This is a genomic window from Streptomyces sp. CG4 (genome assembly GCF_041080655.1).
Classification (GTDB): Bacteria; Actinomycetota; Actinomycetes; order Streptomycetales; family Streptomycetaceae; genus Streptomyces.
This window is the reverse complement of record NZ_CP163525.1, coordinates 3403086-3421866: the sequence shown is the minus strand read 5'-3', so window position 1 is coordinate 3421866 and position 18781 is coordinate 3403086. Positions and strand designations below refer to the sequence as shown.

Annotated in this window: 17 protein-coding genes and 1 riboswitch; of the genes, 9 read left to right on the top strand and 8 right to left on the bottom strand. The window is 70.1% G+C overall.

Annotation, left to right across the window (positions count from 1 at the left end; translation table 11 throughout):
- Positions 1–132 precede the first annotated feature (132 nt).
- The 8 genes from sigR (at position 133) to AB5L52_RS15370 (ending at position 8392) form a co-directional block, all read left to right on the top strand.
- Entirely contained in the window at positions 133–828 is a 696-nt protein-coding gene (sigR, locus tag AB5L52_RS15405; RefSeq protein ID WP_351024212.1) for an RNA polymerase sigma factor SigR, read from the top strand.
- Complete coding sequence (rsrA, locus tag AB5L52_RS15400; RefSeq protein ID WP_351023984.1) at positions 825–1127, top strand: mycothiol system anti-sigma-R factor; 303 nt, start codon at positions 825–827, stop codon at positions 1125–1127. Before sigR ends, rsrA begins: the two co-directional genes overlap by 4 nt.
- Positions 1128–1244: 117 nt before the next feature.
- Positions 1245–2543, top strand: coding sequence for an HD-GYP domain-containing protein (locus AB5L52_RS15395; RefSeq protein WP_369364516.1), 1299 nt, complete (start codon positions 1245–1247; stop codon positions 2541–2543).
- Positions 2540–3832: an HD domain-containing protein gene (locus AB5L52_RS15390; protein ID WP_351574896.1), complete on the top strand. Its 1293-nt coding sequence runs from the start codon at positions 2540–2542 to the stop codon at positions 3830–3832. The genes AB5L52_RS15395 and AB5L52_RS15390 overlap by 4 nt, the downstream gene beginning before the upstream one ends.
- A 99-nt stretch (positions 3833–3931) precedes the next feature.
- A complete protein-coding gene (locus tag AB5L52_RS15385; RefSeq protein ID WP_351023977.1) occupies positions 3932–4912 on the top strand; it encodes a hypothetical protein in 981 nt (326 codons plus the stop codon).
- A gap of 73 nt (positions 4913–4985) precedes the next feature.
- Entirely contained in the window at positions 4986–5636 is a 651-nt protein-coding gene (def, locus tag AB5L52_RS15380) for a peptide deformylase (protein WP_351023974.1), read from the top strand.
- 303 nt (positions 5637–5939) lie between these two features.
- A complete protein-coding gene (gene cyc1, locus AB5L52_RS15375; protein WP_351023972.1) occupies positions 5940–7025 on the top strand; it encodes an epi-isozizaene synthase in 1086 nt (361 codons plus the stop codon).
- Positions 7022–8392: a cytochrome P450 gene (locus tag AB5L52_RS15370; RefSeq protein ID WP_351023969.1), complete on the top strand. Its 1371-nt coding sequence runs from the start codon at positions 7022–7024 to the stop codon at positions 8390–8392. Before cyc1 ends, AB5L52_RS15370 begins: the two co-directional genes overlap by 4 nt.
- 80 nt (positions 8393–8472) lie before the next feature.
- On the opposite strand, the gene AB5L52_RS15365 is transcribed toward AB5L52_RS15370, so the two are convergent.
- The 8 genes from AB5L52_RS15365 to AB5L52_RS15330 all read right to left on the bottom strand — a co-directional run bounded on the left by AB5L52_RS15365 (position 8473) and on the right by AB5L52_RS15330 (position 17880).
- A complete protein-coding gene (locus tag AB5L52_RS15365; protein WP_351023966.1) occupies positions 8473–9495 on the bottom strand; it encodes a ribonucleotide-diphosphate reductase subunit beta in 1023 nt (340 codons plus the stop codon).
- Entirely contained in the window at positions 9495–11879 is a 2385-nt protein-coding gene (locus AB5L52_RS15360) for a ribonucleoside-diphosphate reductase subunit alpha (RefSeq protein WP_369364514.1), read from the bottom strand. The genes AB5L52_RS15365 and AB5L52_RS15360 overlap by 1 nt, the downstream gene beginning before the upstream one ends.
- A gap of 122 nt (positions 11880–12001) precedes the next feature.
- Positions 12002–12169, bottom strand: a riboswitch (cobalamin riboswitch).
- Positions 12151–12705, bottom strand: coding sequence for a GNAT family N-acetyltransferase (locus AB5L52_RS15355; protein WP_369364512.1), 555 nt, complete (start codon positions 12703–12705; stop codon positions 12151–12153). Its footprint overlaps the riboswitch before it by 19 nt.
- Before the next feature lie 85 nt (positions 12706–12790).
- Positions 12791–14410 (bottom strand): monocarboxylate uptake permease MctP, encoded by a 1620-nt coding sequence (mctP, locus tag AB5L52_RS15350; RefSeq protein WP_369364510.1) that lies wholly within the window; start codon positions 14408–14410, stop codon positions 12791–12793.
- Positions 14407–14670 (bottom strand): DUF3311 domain-containing protein, encoded by a 264-nt coding sequence (locus AB5L52_RS15345; protein WP_351023954.1) that lies wholly within the window; start codon positions 14668–14670, stop codon positions 14407–14409. Before AB5L52_RS15345 ends, mctP begins: the two co-directional genes overlap by 4 nt.
- Positions 14671–14811: 141 nt before the next feature.
- A complete protein-coding gene (locus tag AB5L52_RS15340) occupies positions 14812–15576 on the bottom strand; it encodes a GntR family transcriptional regulator (RefSeq protein ID WP_023546868.1) in 765 nt (254 codons plus the stop codon).
- A gap of 654 nt (positions 15577–16230) precedes the next feature.
- Positions 16231–17016, bottom strand: coding sequence for a glucosamine-6-phosphate deaminase (gene nagB / locus AB5L52_RS15335; RefSeq protein ID WP_351023950.1), 786 nt, complete (start codon positions 17014–17016; stop codon positions 16231–16233).
- A gap of 111 nt (positions 17017–17127) precedes the next feature.
- Complete coding sequence (locus tag AB5L52_RS15330; protein WP_351574919.1) at positions 17128–17880, bottom strand: SDR family oxidoreductase; 753 nt, start codon at positions 17878–17880, stop codon at positions 17128–17130.
- 96 nt (positions 17881–17976) lie between these two features.
- Between AB5L52_RS15330 and AB5L52_RS15325 the strand changes: the two genes are divergently transcribed.
- The gene (locus AB5L52_RS15325) at positions 17977–18606 is read left to right on the top strand and encodes a TetR/AcrR family transcriptional regulator (RefSeq protein ID WP_369364507.1); all 630 of its coding nucleotides are present in this window, start codon (positions 17977–17979) and stop codon (positions 18604–18606) included.
- Positions 18607–18781: the final 175 nt, after the last annotated feature.

Genomic DNA, 18781 nt, shown 5'->3' with positions numbered 1-18781 from the left:
CGCTCCGACCTGGACTGGACGGTGCTGCACGCGGCCAAGACCGCGCCTATTCGAGCGGCGGCAGGCACCGGTCGTGTTCTATCCTCCGAATCGAGTGGGACCGGTCTCGGTCCTGCCCGGGATCTTGAGGAGGTGGGTCCGGTCACCGGTACCGACGCAGGGACCGACAACGGCCAGGCGGAGCAGCCCGAGGGCCGGGGCGTGAGCGCGGAGGCGATCTCCGAGTCCACGACGGAGCGCAGTGCGCGCTTCGAGCGGGACGCGCTCGAATTCCTCGACCAGATGTATTCGGCCGCGCTGCGCATGACGCGCAACCCGGCCGACGCCGAGGACCTGGTGCAGGAGACCTACGCCAAGGCGTACGCGTCCTTCCACCAGTTCCGCGAGGGCACCAACCTCAAGGCCTGGCTGTACCGGATCCTCACCAACACGTTCATCAACTCCTACCGCAAGAAGCAGCGCGAGCCGCAGCGCTCCGCCGCGGAGGAGATCGAGGACTGGCAGCTCGCCCGCGCCGAGTCGCACATGTCGACCGGTCTGCGCTCCGCCGAGTCGCAGGCGCTCGACCACCTGCCCGACTCGGACGTGAAGGAAGCGCTGCAGGCGATCCCCGAGGAGTTCCGCATCGCCGTCTATCTCGCGGACGTGGAGGGCTTTGCGTACAAGGAGATCGCGGACATCATGGGGACACCCATCGGTACGGTGATGTCCCGGCTGCACCGGGGCCGCCGTCAGCTGCGCGGCATGCTGGAGGACTACGCCCGTGACCGCGGGCTGGTCCCGGCGGGCGCCGGAGAGTCGGACGAAGCGAAAGGCTCGGGCTCATGAGCTGCGGAGATCCGCACGAGACGGACTGCAGTGAGGTCCTCGACCACCTGTACGAGTTCCTCGACAGCGAGATGCCGGACGTCGACCGGGACAAGTTCCAGCACCACTTCGAGGAATGCTCTCCGTGCCTGGAGAAGTACGGCCTGGAGCAGGCCGTGAAGAAGCTGGTCAAGCGGTGCTGCGGGCATGACGACGTGCCCGCGGACCTGCGGGCCAAGGTCATGGGGCGGATCGACCTGATCCGCTCCGGCCAGGCCGTGCCGGAGCACGACGTCACCGTCACTCCGCAGGACGGCTGAGCACCGGGTCACCGTTCCCGTCACCCGAACGTGCTAATCCTCAGGTCATAAGCCCTGCGCCCCCGATTCCCGCCCTAGGCTCCGAGCCTGGACAGGCATGGTCGGGGAGGGCGGGCGATGGAGGCGGTTTCGGCGCGGGCACGCGGCTATGTGGCCGCGGTCGCCCTGCTGGCGCTGTTCTGTCTGCTGCCGCTGCCGACGATCCGCACCCCCTGGTGGGCGCTCGGCCTGCTCTCCGCGCTCTACGCCGGCTGCGAGCACGTCGTACGCCGGCGCTTCGGCGGCACCTTCTACCCCGTCCTGCTCGCCGGGGCGTTCCTGCTGCCCCCGCCGGCCGCCGCGCTCGTCCCGCTGCCCGCGGCGCTGCTCTCCCCGGTCGAGCACGGGCCCGCACTGCCCCGGCGCGTCTGGCGGGCCGCGCGGCCCGCGCTCGCCGTCTGGGGTGCCGCCGAGGTGCACTGGGCACTCGGCGGCCGGGACGCCGTGGTCGCCGGTGACTTCCCGTACGCGCTGCTGCCCGCCGGTGCGGCCGTGCTCGCCTTCTGCCTGATCCTCACCGTCCTCGACGGCGGTATCCGCGCGGTCGCCCTGGGCGTCCCGCTCGGCCGGGCCTGGCGCGGGCTGCTGTCCCGCTCGCTCGCGCCGGTCGCGGTGCACGGACTCGCCGGGCTGATGATGGCCGTGCTGTGGCGCAGCCCGTACGGCCCGGTCGCCGCCCTGCTCGTGCTGCTGCCGATGTGCGTCTCCTGGTGGGTCTTCGCCCAGTACCACCGCGAACGCGCCGCCCACCAGGCCACCATCCGCGCCCTCGTACAGGCCGTCGACATCAAGGACGGCTACACCCGCGGCCACAGCGAACGCGTCGGCCAGGCCTCCGTGATGATCGCCCGCGAACTCGGCATGGACGACGACCGCGTCGAGGTGCTGCGCTTCGCCGGCATCCTGCACGACGTCGGCAAGCTCGGCGTCCCCACCCGGCTGCTGCGCAAGGACGGCCCGCTCACCCCCGAGGAACGCCGGATCATCGAACTGCACCCCGAGTACGGCCATGAGATGGTCCGCGGGATCTCCTTCCTCGGCGAGGCCCGCGCCGCGATCCTGCACCACCACGAACGCCTCGACGGCAGCGGCTACCCGTACGGCCTCGTCGGCACCCAGATCCCCGAGTGCGCCCGGGTCGTCGCCGTCGCCGACGCCTTCGACGCCATGACCTCCACCCGCTCCTACCGCAGGGCCCGGCCCGTCCAGGCGGCCGTCACCGAGCTGGAGCGCTGCGCGGGCACACAGTTCGACCCCCGGATGGTCGGCGCGCTCACCCGGGCGCTGGGCCGCCACGGCTGGCATCCCACGGTCACCGCCGACGAGACGCCGTACGAGACGCGCGGCGGACAGCCGATCTCCGGGGCACCCCGGTGACCGCCCTGCGGATCGTCCACGGCGCCGCCGCCCTCGCCGCGGCCGGGTCCCTCGCCGTCACCCTGTGGACCGGCCTCGACGACCGGGGCGTCGCGCTCGCCTTCGGGCTGCTCATAGCCGTCGGCGAGCTGACCCGGTGGAGCGGCGCCCCGGTGCGGCAGGCCGCGCCCCTCGGCACCGCGGGATCGCTGTCGTACGCCCTGCTCGGAGCGGACGCCGGGCGGCCCACACAAGCCGGCCCGGCGCAGGTCGTCACCGTCGTCCTCGCCGCCGCCCTGCTCGGCGCCGTACCGCACATCTGGTCCGGACGCACCCCCACCCTCGACCACCTGGCGCGCCGTGTGCTCACTGTCGGTTTCACCGCCGTCTGCTTCCAACCCCTCTACCACAAGGGCCTGTTCGCCTCCTGGGGCGGTCCCGCCCATGCCCTCCTCCTGGTCACCCTGCTCGGCCTCACCGCCCTGTGCGACGCCGTCCTGGCCGCCGCCCTCGCCCGCTCCCGCACCCGCTGGCCCTTCGGCCCGCTGCTGCGCGAGGAACTGCGCGGGCTGCTCGGCATCGGCTCCGCCGTCTGCGCGACCGGCGCGGTGATGGCGCTCGCGGTCGCCGTGGTCGGGCTGTGGGCGCTGCCCGTGTTCTGCCTGCCCCTGCTGCTCACCCAGTTGTCCGTGCGCCGGTACGCGGCCGTCCGCGCCACCTACCGGCAGACCATCGCCTCCCTCGCCCGCGCCACCGAGATCGCCGGCTGCACCCCCGTCGGGCACGCCCGCCGGGTCGCCACGCTCAGCATCGCCGTCGGCCGGGACCTCGGCCTGACCGAGAGCGACCTGACCGTTCTGGAGTACGCGGCCCTGATGCACGACATCGGCCAGCTCAGCCTGCTCGACCCGGTCCCGGCCGGCGCCACCGCCGAACTGCCCCCGGCGGAACAGCGGCGCATCGCGCTGCTCGGCGGGGCCGTCGTCCGGCAGACCGGGGTGGCCGCCGCCGTCGCCGTGATGGTGGAACGGCAGGCGGACGCGTACCGCGAACAGCCGGTCGCCGCACGGATCATCCGGGCGGTGAACGCCTACGAGGAGAAGAGCCGGGACGCCGGTCCCGAAGGACCGCTGCGGGCACTGGAGGAGCTGCGCCTCGGCACCGCCGGTGACTACGCTCCGGAGGTGGTGGAGTCCCTCGCCCGGGTGCTGGCCCGGCCGGGGGCCCTGCCCCGGAGCGCGCCGGTGGACGACGAGGGGAGAGGTACGGCACTGTCTGACCCCGCCCGCCGCTGGGTAACCCATGGGTAATGAGCGCCTTTCCCGCCGTACGTGGTTGGATGCGAGGGAGAGGGTGTCCGGGGGCACAAGCCAGCCCACTGTGTGGAACGGAACTGGCAGGCGGGAATCGTGAGGATCTTCGGCAAGGGACGGCACCGGCCCTCCGCCTCCTGGCGGCAGGCCACCGACCGCGCGTTCACGCTCATCGGCGACGGCCGGTACGAGGACGCGGGCGAGCTGCTGACACGGGCCGCCGACCTGGAGCCCTGGCTGTCGGAGTCCTGGTTCAACCTCGCCCTGCTGCACAAGTTCCGGCACGACTGGGAGCAGGCCCGCGCGGCCGGGCTGCGCGCGGTCGCGCTGCTCGACCGGGAGACCGGGGCGCCCGACTGGTGGAACGTCGGCATCGCCGCCACCGCCCTGCAGGACTGGCCGCTGGCCCGCCGCGCCTGGCAGGCCTACGGGCTGAAGGTGCCCGGCGGCGCCACCGTGGCCGCGGAACCGGCCGGCATGGAGCTGGGCAGCGCGGCCGTACGGCTCTCCCCGGAGGGTGAGGCCGAGGTCGTCTGGGGCCGCAGGCTGGACCCGGCGCGGATCGAGGTGCTGTCCATCCCGCTTCCCTCGTCCGGGCGGCGCTGGGGCGAGGTCGTGCTGCACGACGGTGTCCCGCACGGCGAGCGCACCACGTCCACCGGCCATGCCTACCCGGTCTTCGACGAGATCGAGCTGTGGGCGCCCTCACCCGTGCCGACCTGGGTGGTCCTGCTGGAGGCGGCCACGGAGGCGGACCGGGACGCACTGGAGCAGCTGGCCGCGGACGCGGGGTTCGCGGCGGAGGACTGGTCCTCCTCGGTGCGACTGCTGTGCCGCATGTGCTCGGAGTCGCGGATGCCCTCGGACGAGGGCGAAGGGGTGCACCTGGACCCGCATGACCACAGTGAGCCCGGTCATCCGGGGCCGCTGGGCCATCGGACGGACGGGCAGCTGTGGGTGCCGGAGCGGGAGTGTGGCATCGCGGCGCCGGCTTCGCTGGTGCGGGGGCTGCTGGACGGGTGGGTCGCGGACAGCCCGGACTCGCGGGACTGGCGGGATCTGGAAGAGGTTTGCTGAGCCGCCGATGACCAGCCGCCTTTAGGCTGTACCCGAGACTTTTCCCAGGTTTGCAGGAAGGCGTACGTCGGTCATGGCGCAGCAGGACACCGATCAGCAGCACGCGGGCGTGCTCCCCGTCGACGACGAGGGCTATGTCGTCGACACGGAGGACTGCGAGGAGCGCGAGAAGGCCTGGCGGGAGCGCGGGACCTCGCGGCCGATCACGGTCGTCGGCAACCCGGTGCTGCACAAGGAGTGCAAGGACGTCACCGAGTTCGGCGAGGAGCTGCGGCAGCTGGTCGCCGACATGTTCGCCAGCCAGCGCACCGCCGAGGGCGTGGGCCTCGCCGCCAACCAGATCGGTGCCGACCTGAAGGTCTTCGTCTACGACTGCATGGACGACGAGGGCGTGCGGCACGTGGGCGTGGTGTGCAACCCGAAGCTGGTCGACCTGCCGGCCGACAAGCGCCGGCTGGACGACAGCAACGAGGGCTGTCTGTCCGTGCCGACGGCGTACGCACCGCTCGCCCGTCCCGACTACGCCGAGGTCACCGGCCAGGACGAGCAGGGCAACCCGATCAAGGTCCGCGGCACCGGTTACTTCGCACGGTGTTTGCAGCACGAGACGGATCACCTCTACGGCTACCTGTACATCGACCGGCTGTCCAAGCGGGACCGCAAGGACGCGCTGCGTCAGATGGCCGAGAACGAGCCACGTTATCCGGTGGTCGCGAACGACTAGCCGGCAGCGGCCCGCCTGGGCGCCCGACGGAGATCACTCCCGGTCGGGCGCCCTTCGCACGACCGCGCCCCGCTCGTGCGTGTGTCCGTCCGTGCTTCGTACAACCCGTTTCCTCTGTGCTTGTTGTGCTCCCTAATCGGTCATGTGAGGGGAGATTCTCGGCACCTTGGGGTAGTGAGTGAAGCAAATCCGTTCCCATGGCGGTCAGTTGTGGTGCTGAATGGGAAGGGCGGGGTAACGCAACGGCGCACGCCCGGCACACCGGAGGGGTGTGCGCTTCAGGCGGCTGAGAGGGGTTTGTCCGTGCAAGCTTTCCCACACAGCACCACCGCGACGCCGACGGCGGTCGTAGTACCACCCTCACTGGCACTTCCGGTGATCGAGTCCGCCTTTCCCCGGCAACTGCATCCGTATTGGCCGCAGCTCCAGCAGAAGACACGACGCTGGCTGCTGGAAAAACGGTTCATGCCGGCGGACAAGGTGCATGAATATGCCGATGGACTTTGCTACACCGACCTGATGGCGGGCTACTACCTCGGCGCCCCCGAGGAGGTCCTGCAGGCCATCGCCGACTACAGCGCATGGTTCTTCGTCTGGGACGACCGCCACGACCGGGACAGGGTGCACGGCCGGGTCGGCGACTGGCGGCGGCTGCGGCACCGCCTGCACGCGGCCCTCGACGCACCCCGGCACCATCTGCACCACCCGGACCGCCTGGTCGCGGGGTTCGCGGACAGCGTGCTGCGGCTGTACGGCTTCCTGCCGCGCACCTGGAACCAGCGGTTCGCCCGGCACTTCCACACGGTGATCGAGGCCTACGACCGCGAGTTCCGCAACCGCACCACGGGCTACATACCCGGTGTCGAGGAATATCTGGCCCTGCGCCGGCACACCTTCGCGCACTGGATATGGACGGACCTGCTCGAACCGAGCGCGGGGCACGAACTCCCGGATGCCGTACGGAAAAACCCGGCTTACCGCCGGCCGGCGCTGCTCAGCCAGGAATTCGCCGCCTGGTACAACGATCTGTGCTCGCTGCCCAAAGAAATCGCGGGCGACGAGGTCCACAATCTAGGAATCAGTCTCATCACCCATGAGGGACTGAGTCTCGAAGAAGCGGTGGACGAATTGAGGCGGCGCGTCGAGGAATGCATCAGCGAATTCCTCGAAGCCGAGCAGGTCGCCCTGCGGTTCGCCGACCAACTCGCCGACGGCACGGTCCACGGAAAGGAATTGAGCGCGGCGGTGCGCGCCTGCGTCGGCAATATGCGCAACTGGTTCAGCTCCGTCTACTGGTTCCACCACGAGTCCGGCCGCTACATGGTCGACACCTGGGACGACCGGTCCACGCCCCCGTACGTCACGAACGAAGTGGCAGGAGAGAAATGACCGTCGAGTCTGCGCAGCCCCTGACCTCCGAGACCGCCGAACTGCGCGAACCGCCGCTGGCCGGCGGGGCCGTGCCGGGCCTCGGGCACGGCCTGAAGCTGGTCCGCGACCCGCTCGCCTTCATGTCCCGGCTCCGCGAGCACGGCGACGTCGTACGCCTCAAGCTCGGCCCCAAGACGGTGTACGCCGTGACCACCCCGGCGCTGACCGGAGCGCTCGCGCTCAGCCCCGACTTCAAGATCGACGGACCCCTGTGGGAGTCCCTGGAAGGGCTGCTCGGCAAGGAGGGCGTGGCCACCGCCAACGGGCCCCGGCACCGCCGCCAGCGCCGCACCATCCAGCCCGCGTTCCGGCTGGACGCCATCCCTGGCTACGGGCCGATCATGGAGGAGGAGGCGCATGCGCTGACCGAGCGCTGGCGGCCCGGCGAGACCATCGAGTGCACCTCCGAGTCCTTCCGGGTCGCCGTCCGCATCGCCGCCCGCTGCCTGCTGCGCGGCGACTACATGGACGAGCGCGCCGAGCGGCTCAGCATCGACCTCGCCGCCGTCTTCCGCGGTATGTACCAGCGCATGGTCATCCCGCTCGGGCCGCTGTACCGGCTGCCGTTCCCGGCGAACCGCGAATTCAACCGGGCGCTGGCCGATTTGCATCTACTGGTCGACGAGATCGTCGCCGAGCGGAGGGCATCTGGTCAAAAGCCGGACGATTTGCTGACGGCATTGCTGGAGGCAAAGGACGACAATGGCGACCCCATCGGGGAACAGGAGATCCACGACCAGGTCGTCGCGATACTCACCCCCGGCAGCGAAACAGTCGCGTCCACGATCATGTGGCTGCTGCAGGTGCTCGCGGAACACCCGGAACACGCGGAGAAGGTACGGACCGAGGTCGAATCGGTGACGGGTGGCCGGCCGGTCGGATTCGAGCACGTCCGCGCACTCCGGCACACCAACAATGTCGTCGTCGAGGCCATGCGGCTCCGGCCCGCCGTATGGATTTTGACCCGGCGCGCGGTGACCGACACCGAACTCGGCGGGTATCGCATTCCGGCCGGGGCGGACATCGTCTACAGCCCGTACGCGATCCAGCGCGACGCCCACTCGTACGACCGCCACCTCGACTTCGACCCCGACCGCTGGCTGCCGGAGCGGGTCAAGGACGTACCGAAGTACGCCATGAGTCCCTTCAGCGTCGGCAACCGCAAGTGCCCCAGCGACCACTTCTCGATGACCCAGCTCAGCCTGATCACCGCGGCGATCTCGGCGAAGTACCGCTTCGAGCAGGTCAGCGGGTCCAACGACACGACCCGGGTGGGCATCACGCTGCGCCCGCACGATCTGCGACTGCGGGCGCAGCCCTGGTAGGTGACCTGGTACCGGCGCGCGCTCAGACGGCCCGCGGGCCCGGAACGCGCGCCGGTAGGCGTGGGAGACCGGCTACCGGCTCAGAAGTCCTCGTCCAGGTCCACGGTGCCCTCGACCGCGACCTGGTACGCCGACGGGCGGCGCTCGAAGAAGTTCGTCAGCTCCTGAACACCCTGCAGCTCCATGAAGGAGAACGGGTTCTCCGAGCCGTACACCGGGGCGAAACCGAGGCGGCCGAGCCGCTGGTCGGCGACGCACTCCAGGTACTGCCGCATCGACTCGGTGTTCATCCCCGGCAGGCCGTCGCCGCACAGGTCGCGGGCGAACTGCAGCTCGGCCTCGACGGCCTCCTTCAGCATGTCGACGACCTGCTGCTGGAGCTCGTCGTCGAAGAGGTCCGGCTCCTCCTTGCGGACGGTGTCGACCACGTCGAAGGCGAAGGACATGTGCATCGTCTCGTCACGGAACACCCAGTTGGTGCCGGTGGCGAGACCGTGCAGCAGACCCCGGCTGCGGAACCAGTAGACGTACGCGAACGCGCCGTAGAAGAACAGGCCCTCGATGCACGCGGCGAAGCAGATCAGGTTGAGCAGGAAGCGCCGGCGGTCGGCCTTCGTCTCCAGCCGGTCGATCTGCTCCACCGAGTCGATCCACTTGAAGCAGAACTCGGCCTTCTCGCGGATGGAGGGGATGTTCTCGACGGCCGCGAAGGCCGCCGTCCGGTCCTCCGGGTCGGGCAGGTAGGTGTCCAGCAGCGTCAGATAGAACTGGACGTGCACGGCCTCCTCGAAGAGCTGACGGCTCAAGTAGAGCCGCGCCTCGGGGGAGTTGATGTGCTTGTACAGCGTCAGGACCAGGTTGTTCGCGACGATCGAGTCGCCGGTCGCGAAGAAGGCCACCAGCCGGCCGATCAGATGCTGCTCGGCCGGGGTCAGCTTCGCGAGGTCGGCGACGTCCGAGTGGAGGTCGACCTCCTCCACGGTCCAGGTGTTCTTGATCGCGTCCCGGTAGCGCTCGTAGAAGTCCGGGTAGCGCATGGGACGCAGCGTCAGCTCGAAGCCCGGGTCGAGGAGATTGGTGTTTCGGGTGGTGCTGGTGCTCATTACTGGCAGGCCTCGCAGGACTCGGGGTTCTCAAGGGAGCAGGCGACGGCGTCGGGGTCGGCGACCGCCTGCGCGGGGATGGGGGTCTGGGTCTGCGCCTGAGCCTGGGCGGCGCGGGCGATCCGGGTCGCCGGGCGGGAGCGCAGGTAGTACGTCGTCTTCAGGCCCGACTTCCAGGCGTACGCGTACATCGAGGAGAGCTTGCCGATGGTCGGCGTCTCCAGGAACAGGTTCAGGGACTGGGACTGGTCCAGGAACGGGGTGCGGGCGGCGGCCATGTCGATCAGGCCGCGCTGCGGGATCTCCCACGCGGTGCGGTACAGGGCCCGCACCTCCTCGGGGATCCAGACGAACTCCTGCACGGAGCCGCCCGAGTCGCGCAGCGCCTCGCGGGTGCGCGCGTCCCACACGCCGAGGTTCTTCAGGTCCTGCACCAGGTAGGAGTTGACCTGGAGGAACTCACCGGACAGGGTCTCGCGCTTGAACAGGTTCGACACCTGCGGCTCGATGCACTCGTACACGCCCGCGATGGAGGCGATGGTGGCCGTCGGGGCGATGGCGAGGAGCAGCGAGTTGCGCAGGCCCGTCTCGGCGACACGCCGGCGCAGCGCCTCCCAGCGCTCGGGCCAGGTCAGTTCGACGCCGTAGTGGTCGGGGTGCAGCACGCCCTGGGCCGTACGGGTCTTCTCCCAGGCCGGCAGCGGGCCGCTGCGCTCGGCGAGGTCGGTGGAGGCCTCGTACGCGGCGAGCATGATGCGCTCGGCGATCCGCGTGGACAGGGCCTTGGCCTCCGGCGAGTCGAAGGGCAGGCGCAACTTGAAGAAGACGTCCTGCAGCCCCATCGCGCCGAGGCCGACGGGGCGCCACTTGGCGTTCGACCGGCCCGCCTGCTCGGTCGGATAGAAGTTGATGTCCACCACGCGGTCGAGGAAGGTGACGGCGGTGCGGACGGTCTCGTCCAGCCGCTCCCAGTCGAGGCCGCCGGTCACTGTGTCGACAAAGGCACCCAGGTTGACGGAGCCCAGGTTGCAGACCGCCGTCTCGCCGTCGTCCGTGACCTCCAGGATCTCCGTGCAGAGGTTGGAGGAGTGGACCACATGCCCCGGCAAGGCCGTCTGGTTGGCGGTGCGGTTGGCGGCGTCCTTGAAGGTCATCCAGCCGTTGCCGGTCTGCGCGAGGGTGCGCATCATCCGGCCGTACAGCTCACGGGCCGGCAGGGTCTTCTTCGCCAGACCTGCCGCCTCGGCCTTGCGGTAGGCGGCGTCGAACTCCTCGCCCCACAGGTCCACCAGCTCCGGCACGTCGGCGGGGGAGAACAGCGACCACTGCGCGTCGGCGTTCACCCGGCGCATGAACTCGTCCGGGATCCAGTGCGCGAGGTTCAGGTTGTGCGTACGGCGGGCGTCCTCACCGGTGTTGTCCCGCAGCTCCAGGAACTCCTCGATGTCGGAGTGCCAGGTCTCCAGGTAGACGGCCGCGGCGCCCTTGCGCCGGCCGCCCTGGTTCACCGCGGCCACCGAGGCGTCCAGGGTCTTCAGGAACGGGACGATGCCGTTGGAGTGCCCGTTGGTGCCGCGGATCAGCGAACCGCGGCTGCGGATCCGGGAGTACGACAGTCCGATGCCGCCGGCGTGTTTCGAGAGCCGGGCCACCTGGTGGTAGCGGTCGTAGATGGAGTCCAGCTCGTCCAGCGGGGAGTCGAGGAGGTAGCAGGACGACATCTGGGGGTGCCGCGTGCCGGAGTTGAAGAGCGTGGGGGAGGACGGGAGGTAGTCGAGGCGGCTCATGAGCCCGTAGAGCGCGGCGACTTCGTCCACGGAGCGAGGGGTGTCGTCCTCGGCCAGGCCGCTCGCCACCCGCAGCATGAAGTGCTGGGGCGTCTCGATGACCTTGCGGGTGAGGGGGTGCCGCAGCAGATAGCGGCTGTGCAGCGTGCGCAGGCCGAAGTAGCCGAAGCGGTCGTCGGCCGCCCGGTCGACCAGGGCGTCGAGGCGGGCCGCGTGGAGCCGCGTGAACTCCGCGGTGCGGTCGGCGATCAGGCCCTCGCGGTGGCCGACGGCGACGGACTCGGTGAAGGACGTCACGCCCTGCGAGGCGGCCTCGGCGCGGATGGAGAGGGTCAGCAGCCGGGCGGCCAGCTTCGAGTAGGCGGGGTCCTCGGAGATGAGCCCGGCGGCGGCCTCGGTGGCCAGTTCGCGCAACTCCGCCTCGTCGGCACGGGCGGACCGGCCGCGCAGCGCGGCGGCGGCGACCCGGCCGGGGTCGGCGTCGGGGAGGTCGGAGGTCAGCTCGGTCAGGGTCCGCAGCAGCGCGGTACCGGGACCGTCGGTCTTCAGCTCGCTGACTTCGCCGACTGAAGCCGGATCTGCTGGCGCGATGGTCACGTGGGGCTCTCCCTCGCTCGGCACGGGGGCCTGCGGAGGACAGGGGGCAGCCACGAGCGCGCACGCGTCGCGTCCACCGGCCCATTCCACGAGGCCCGGACGTCTCAGGGCACCCGGACCGGACGGTCGGGTGCGCTGTCGACAGGTCCTCGGACTGACTCCTGTGCGATGCGCTCCGCCTCGGGGGCGGACATGCACAAGTACACCGTTGCGGGACAGTTCCGGATTCGCACCGGATTCCCCTGTGGCGACAGCGAGGACGAGCATACATCTAGTGCCGGGCTGTCGTGGCACCACCAGATGTTGTGTCGCGACGGTCTCGGAGCGTCAACTCGTAGGTGAGCAGAGTGATGTCGTCCAGGTGCGGCACGGGATTCCAGTCCCGCTCGGGTGTACGGACGAAGCCGAGGCGTTCGTAGAGCCGGTGGGCGGCGTGCATACGGCGAGAGCTCGACAGGACGACGGCGGTACAGCCCTCCGTGCGCCGGGCGCGGTCGAGACAGGCACGGACGAGGGCTTCGCCGATGCCCCGGCCCCGGGCGTCGGGTGCGACCGCGAGCGCCCTGATCTCGGCCTCGCCCGGACCGGCGATATCGGCGACGGGGCCGCCCGACGGGACGAAGGTCACGCCGCCGACGAGCCGTTCGCCCGCCATGGCAACGAGGACCTCGGCCGCGGCCGCGCGAGCGGCCACGTCCTTGAGGGCGGGCAGATACGGGTCGGTCCCGCCGTAGTCGAGGAGGCCGTCGTCGAGGTAGGCATGCGCTGTGATCTCGCCGAGTTCCGCGTGTTCGGTGGGTTCGGCGGGGCGGATGAGGATGTCCATGGTGTGAGTGTGCAAGTGAGCGGGCCGCCGTAGCACTTGCTTTCGGCGGCCCGCTGCGGGTTGCTCGCGCAGTTCCCCGCGCCTCTCAGGGGGTTGCGGTGGGCGTCAGTTCCTTCTGGACGCCCGGTTCTCCCGCGTCCGCCGTGTAGTCCTCCGGCTTGGTCTCGTCGATGCCCTCAGGAGCCTTCACGGCCTTCAGGATCAGGGTCAGGACAACGGTGACGACGACGTTGAGGACGAACGCCGTCAGGCCGATGTAGCCGATCTCCCCGATGCCGGGGATCTCCTTGGCCGAGCCGCCGAAGTGCTTCTGGGTCGGGGAGGCGACGCCGTACGCGGCGACCGTGCCGTACGCCATGCCGACCGCCCAGCCGGCGAGCAGCGCCCAGCGGTGGAACCAGCGGGTGAACAGGCCGCCGACCAGGGCCGGGAAGGTCTGCAGGATCCAGATGCCGCCCAGCAGCTGGAAGTTGATCGCGACCGTCTTGTCCATGGTGAGGACGAAGACCAGCGCGCCGACCTTCACCAGCAGCGACACGGACTTGGAGACCTGGGCCTCCTGCTTCGGGGTGGCGTCCGGCTTGATGAAGTCCTTGTAGATGTTGCGGGTGAAGAGGTTCGCCGCCGCGATCGACATGATGGCGGCGGGTACGAGCGCGCCGATGCCGATCGCCGCGAAGGCGACCCCCGCGAACCAGCTCGGGAACATGTCCTCGAACAGCTGCGGGATCGCCAACTGGCCGTTCTTGACCTTCACTCCGGCCGCGATCGCCATGAAGCCCAGCAGGGCCAGCAGGCCGAGCATCAGGGAGTACAGCGGCAGGATCGTGGTGTTGCGGCGGATCACGTCACGGCTCTTGGAGGACAGGGTCGCGGTGATCGAGTGCGGGTACATGAAGAGCGCGAGCGCGGAGCCCAGCGCCAGCGTCGCGTACGTCCACTGGCCCGCCTCCGGTGGCGCGAGCGCACCGCGCGGCTTGCCCGTCACCGGGTTGACCTGGCTCAAGGCGTGACCCGCCTTGGCGAAGATCTCGTCGAAGCCGCCCAGCTTGATCGGGATGTAGATGATCGCCACCGCGATGACGAGGTAGATCAGCCCGTCCTTCACGAACGCGATCAGGGCGGGCGCGCGCAGCCCGGAGGAGTAGGTGTACGCCGCCAGCACGCCGAAGGCGATGAGCAGCGGCAGGTCTCGTACGAACCAGTTGCTGCTGCTGTCCCCGCCGACGCCCATCACGTCCAGCACCGCCTGGATGCCGACGAGCTGGAGCGCGATGTACGGCATCGTCGCCAGGATGCCGGTCAGCGCCACCGCCAGCGACAGGCCCCTGGAGCCGAACCGGCCGCGCACGAAGTCCGAGGTCGTCACATAGCCGTGCTTGTGGGACACCGACCACAGGCGAGGCAGGAAGGTGAAGATCAGCGGGTAGACCAGGATCGTGTACGGCACCGCGAAGAAGCCGGACGCGCCCGCCGCGTAGATCGCCGCCGGTACGGCGACGAAGGTGTACGCCGTGTACAGGTCGCCGCCGAGCAGGAACCAGGTGATCCAGGTGCCGAACGACCGTCCGCCCAGGCCCCATTCGTCCAGCGAGTGCTCGTTCTCGGCCCGGCGCCAGCGTGCGGCGAGGAAGCCCATGACCGTGACGGCCAGGAAGAAGAAGATGAAGACGCCGAGCGCGACGCCGTTGACGCCGTTCTTCACTTGTCCGCACCGCCCTTCTGGGCCGCACGGCCGCGCTGGTCACGCTGCCACAGCTTGTAGGCGGTCACGGTGAGCGCGGTGGAGATCAGCACCCAGAGCATCTGGTACCAGTAGAAGAACGGGATCCCGATGAACGCGGGGTCCGTCTTGGCGTAGGAGCCGACCCAGAGCAGCGCCACGAAGGGCGCGCCGAGACACAGGGCGATGATCACCCTGACCGGTGTGACGATCGGTGGTCTCACTTCAGGCGTATCGGACATGCCACGGCTCTCCGTCCCCTCGCTGATCACCTGTGTAATGCGCAGGCAATCTAGGTGACGGTGTCGTGGCAGTGGAAGACCTCGTCCGCATATCGGTATATCGATTCAGCGAACGTCCACGGGCCGCGCTCGTGCCGGGACTTACTCGGCGGGCCGCTTCAGTCGCGCCACGAACTTGTAGCGGTCCCCCCGGTACACGGACCGCACCCACTCCACCGGCTTGCCCTCGCGGTCCAGGGAGTGCCGGGAGAGCATCAGCATCGGCAGGCCCACGTCGGTGCCGAGCAGGCCCGCCTCGCGCGGGGTGGCCAGCGAGGTCTCGATGGTCTCCTCGGCCTCGGCGAGGTGGACGTCGTAGACCTCGGCGAGGGCGGTGTAGAGGGACGTGTACTTCACCAGGGAGCGGCGCAGGGCAGGGAAGCGCTTGGCGCTCAGATGCGTGGTCTCGATCGCCATCGGCTCGCCGTTGGCCATGCGCAGCCGCTCGATGCGCAGCACGCGTCCGCCGGCGCTGATGTCGAGCAGCCCGGCGAGCCGGTCGTCGGCCGTGATGTACCCGATGTCCAGCAGCTGCGAGGTCGGCTCCAGACCCTGGGCGCGCATGTCCTCGGTGTAGGACGTGAGCTGGAGCGCCTGGGAGACCTTGGGCTTGGCGACGAACGTGCCCTTGCCCTGGATGCGCTCGAGCCGGCCCTCCACGACCAGCTCCTGCAGGGCCTGGCGGACGGTGGTGCGGGAGGTGTCGAACTCGGCGGCCAGCGTGCGCTCGGGCGGGACCGGCGTGCCCGGAGCCTGCGTCTCCGTCATGTCGAGCAGGTGCTTCTTCAGGCGGTAGTACTTGGGCACGCGCGCCGTACGGACGGTCGTCCCGGCCTCGTTCTCCGCACTGCTGACGTCGGTGCTCATGCTCTGCCTTCCCGGCTCCGAATGCCGAAAGCGACCGACCTGCTATCGGCCACGGCTCACATCGTGGCACGGCTTCGCGGGTCAGGAGTCCCCCGCACGCTCCGTGATCCCCTCTATATACCGTCGCACCCGCCCTTGGTCTAGTCCATCAGGCACCCAGGAAGCACGCCCAGGCAGCCGCGGAGGCCCCGCCACGCCCCCTGCCGAGCCCCGCCGGCTCCCGGCCGGCCCCTGTGTCGAGCCCGCCTCGAACCATGGCCGGCGCCCGGCCGATCCCGCCTGGATCCGTAGCCGTCCCCTTCAGCCGTCCCCTTCCTGACCGCTGCCGGCTTCCGCTGCCAGACCCGTGCCCCGGCTGGGTCCCCGGCCGACCCTGCTGGATCTGCTGCCGAGCCCCTGTTGATCTCAGCGGGCTCCGCCGTCAGCCCCGTCCCTCCACCGGCTCCGCCCCGGGCTGAGTCGCGGCCGGCTTCGCTGCAGCCCTGCTGGTCCCAGCGGGCTCCGCCGTCAGACCCCCTGCACCGGCCCCATCCCGGGCCGAGCCCCGGCCGGCTTCGCTGCCGAGTCCTGCCAAGCCCTGCCCAACCCTGCCGGCTCCCGGCCGGCCCCTGTGTCGAGCCCGCTGGATCCCCTGTCGGCCCTCGGCGCTCCCCGCTAGATCCCCTGCCAGTTCGGCTTGTTGGCGTAGGTGTGGCGGAAGTAGTCCGCCAGCTTCAGTTTGGATGCGGCTGCCTCGTCGACGACCACCGTGGCGTGGCGGTGCAGCTGGAGTGCGGAGGCCGGGCAGACGGCCGCGACCGGTCCCTCGACGGTCGCGGCGACCGCGTCCGCCTTGCCCTCGCCCGTCGCCAGCAGCACCAGGTGCCGGGCCTCCAGGATGGTGCCGATGCCCTGGGTGATGACGTGGTGCGGCACCTGGTCGATGTCGCCGTCGAAGAAGCGGGCGTTGTCGACGCGGGTCTGCTCGGTCAGTGTCTTGATCCGGGTGCGTGAGGCGAGGGACGAGCAGGGCTCGTTGAAGCCGATGTGTCCGTCCGTGCCGATACCGAGCAGCTGCAGGTCCACCCCGCCGGCCTCGGTGAGCGCGCGGTCGTACGCCTCGCACGCCGCCTGGATGTCCTCGGCGGTGCCGTCGGGGCCGAGGAAGGAGCCCATGCCGATGCCGAGCGGCTCCAGCACCTCGCGGCGCAGCACCGAGCGGTAGGACTCGGGATGGTCTGCGGGCAGCCCCACATACTCGTCGAGCTGGGCTACACGGGCCCGCGAGGTGTCGACGGCGCCGGAGCGCACCTTCGCGGTCAGTGCCTGGTAGATGGGCAGCGGGGTGGAGCCGGTGGCCACGCCGAGCAGGGCGTCGGGCTTGCGTCGCAGCAGCTGGGCCATGGCCTCGGCGATCAGCTCGCCGCCCGCCGCGGCGTCCGGAACGATGACAACTTCCACGCTGGGCCTGCCGTTCTGAAGTGGGCTCGGTGCGTCTATGTGGTTTAGACCAATCTAACAGAATCGGCCTTCGGCAGCCCAGGAAAGAGAAGGAGAAGGCCCGGGAAAACCTCAGGTGAGGGAACCTCCCGTCGCGTCCAGCCAGTGGCCCGTCACCCAGCGCCCGTCCTCCGAGACCAGGAAGGCCACCACGTCGGCGATGTCCGCCGGAGTGCCCACCCGGCCCAGCGCCGAGAGTGCGGCCGCACCCCGCCATGCCTCCTCGCTCGCGCGCAGCCACGCCGCGTTGACGTCGGTGTCCACGATGCCGGGCGCCACGGAGTTCACCGTGATCCCGCGCGGGCCGAGCGTCTTGGACAGGTCCCGGGTGAAGACGTCCAGCGCTGCCTTCGTCATCGCGTACGCCATCAGCTCGGGCATCGCGGCGGTCCGCGCGAGCCCCGACGATATGTTCACCACCCGCCCGCCGTCGCGCAGCCGCTCCGTCCCGAGCCGGGTCAGGAAGAAGGGCGCCTTCACGTTCACCGCGAAGAGCCTGTCGTACTCCTCCTCGTCGATCTCCGTGAACGGCCGCGCGGTGCCGATGCCCGCGTTGTGCACGAGGATGTCCAGGCCGTCCGCGTGCCGGTCGAACTCCTGCCACAGTCGCTCGGCGTCCCCCGGCGCGCCCAGCCGCACCCCGATCGTGAAAGCCGAGCCGCCGGCCGCCTCGATCGCCGCGGCCGTCTCCTTCGCGGCCGTCTCGTCGCCGGCGTAGTGGACCGCGATGCGCGCCCCGTCCCGTCCGAGCCGCTCGGCGATCCCTCGTCCGATACCCCGGCTCGCGCCCGTGACCAGCGCCGTCTTCCCCGTGAGCACGCCCATGTCCGCCACCCCTCCAGATTTGTCTAGCGATCGCTACAGAAAAACCGTACAACAGTCCGCCGACATTTCTCTAGGGTCCGCTATAAAATGCACCCCATGGAGGGACAAGGGCAGACGAAAGAGCAGGTCAGCACGGTGAAGGGCCGCGGCCGGCCGCGCTCCTTCGACCGGGCCACCGCCCTGGAGAAGGCACTCATGGCCTTCTGGGAGCACGGCTACGAGGCCACCTCGGTCTCCGACCTCACCCGGATCATGGGCATCGGCGCCCCGAGCCTGTACGCGGCCTTCGGTGACAAGCGGACCCTGTTCGAGGAGGTCGTCCGGGTCTACTCCGACACCCACGGCGCCTTCGGCGACCGCGCGATCGCCGAGGAACCCACCGCCCGCGCCGCCGTCGAGCGGATGCTGCGCGAGGCCGCCGCCGAGTACACCGACCCCGCGCACCCCTATGGCTGCCTGGTCGTGCACGCCGCCACCAACTGCACCAGCTCCGAGGTGGAGCGGCTGCTGCGCGAGCGGCGCAACGCGAACATCGCCGCTCTCGAATCCCGCATCGGCGCCGACATCGCGGCCGGGCTGCTTCCCGCCGGCACCGACGGCGCGGCCCTCGCCCGGCACACCGGTGCCATGATCCAGGGCATGTCCCAGCAGGCGCGCGACGGAGCGAAGCGGGGGGAGTTGGAGGCACTCGCGGAAATTGCCATGTCCATCTGGCCCCGCGACTGACCGAGGCGGGCTAGGCTTCGTGGCATCGGGTGCCATCAGTCGTGCATGCTGACAAGAGCATGGACACACCCTTGTGGTCTAGTCCAGAATCAAAAGGAACAAGCCTCCGTCTTCCCCGCACAGGAAGACGGATCGAGGAACCGGCGCTCTCTGCCCTGACTGCCCCGGCTCCTCG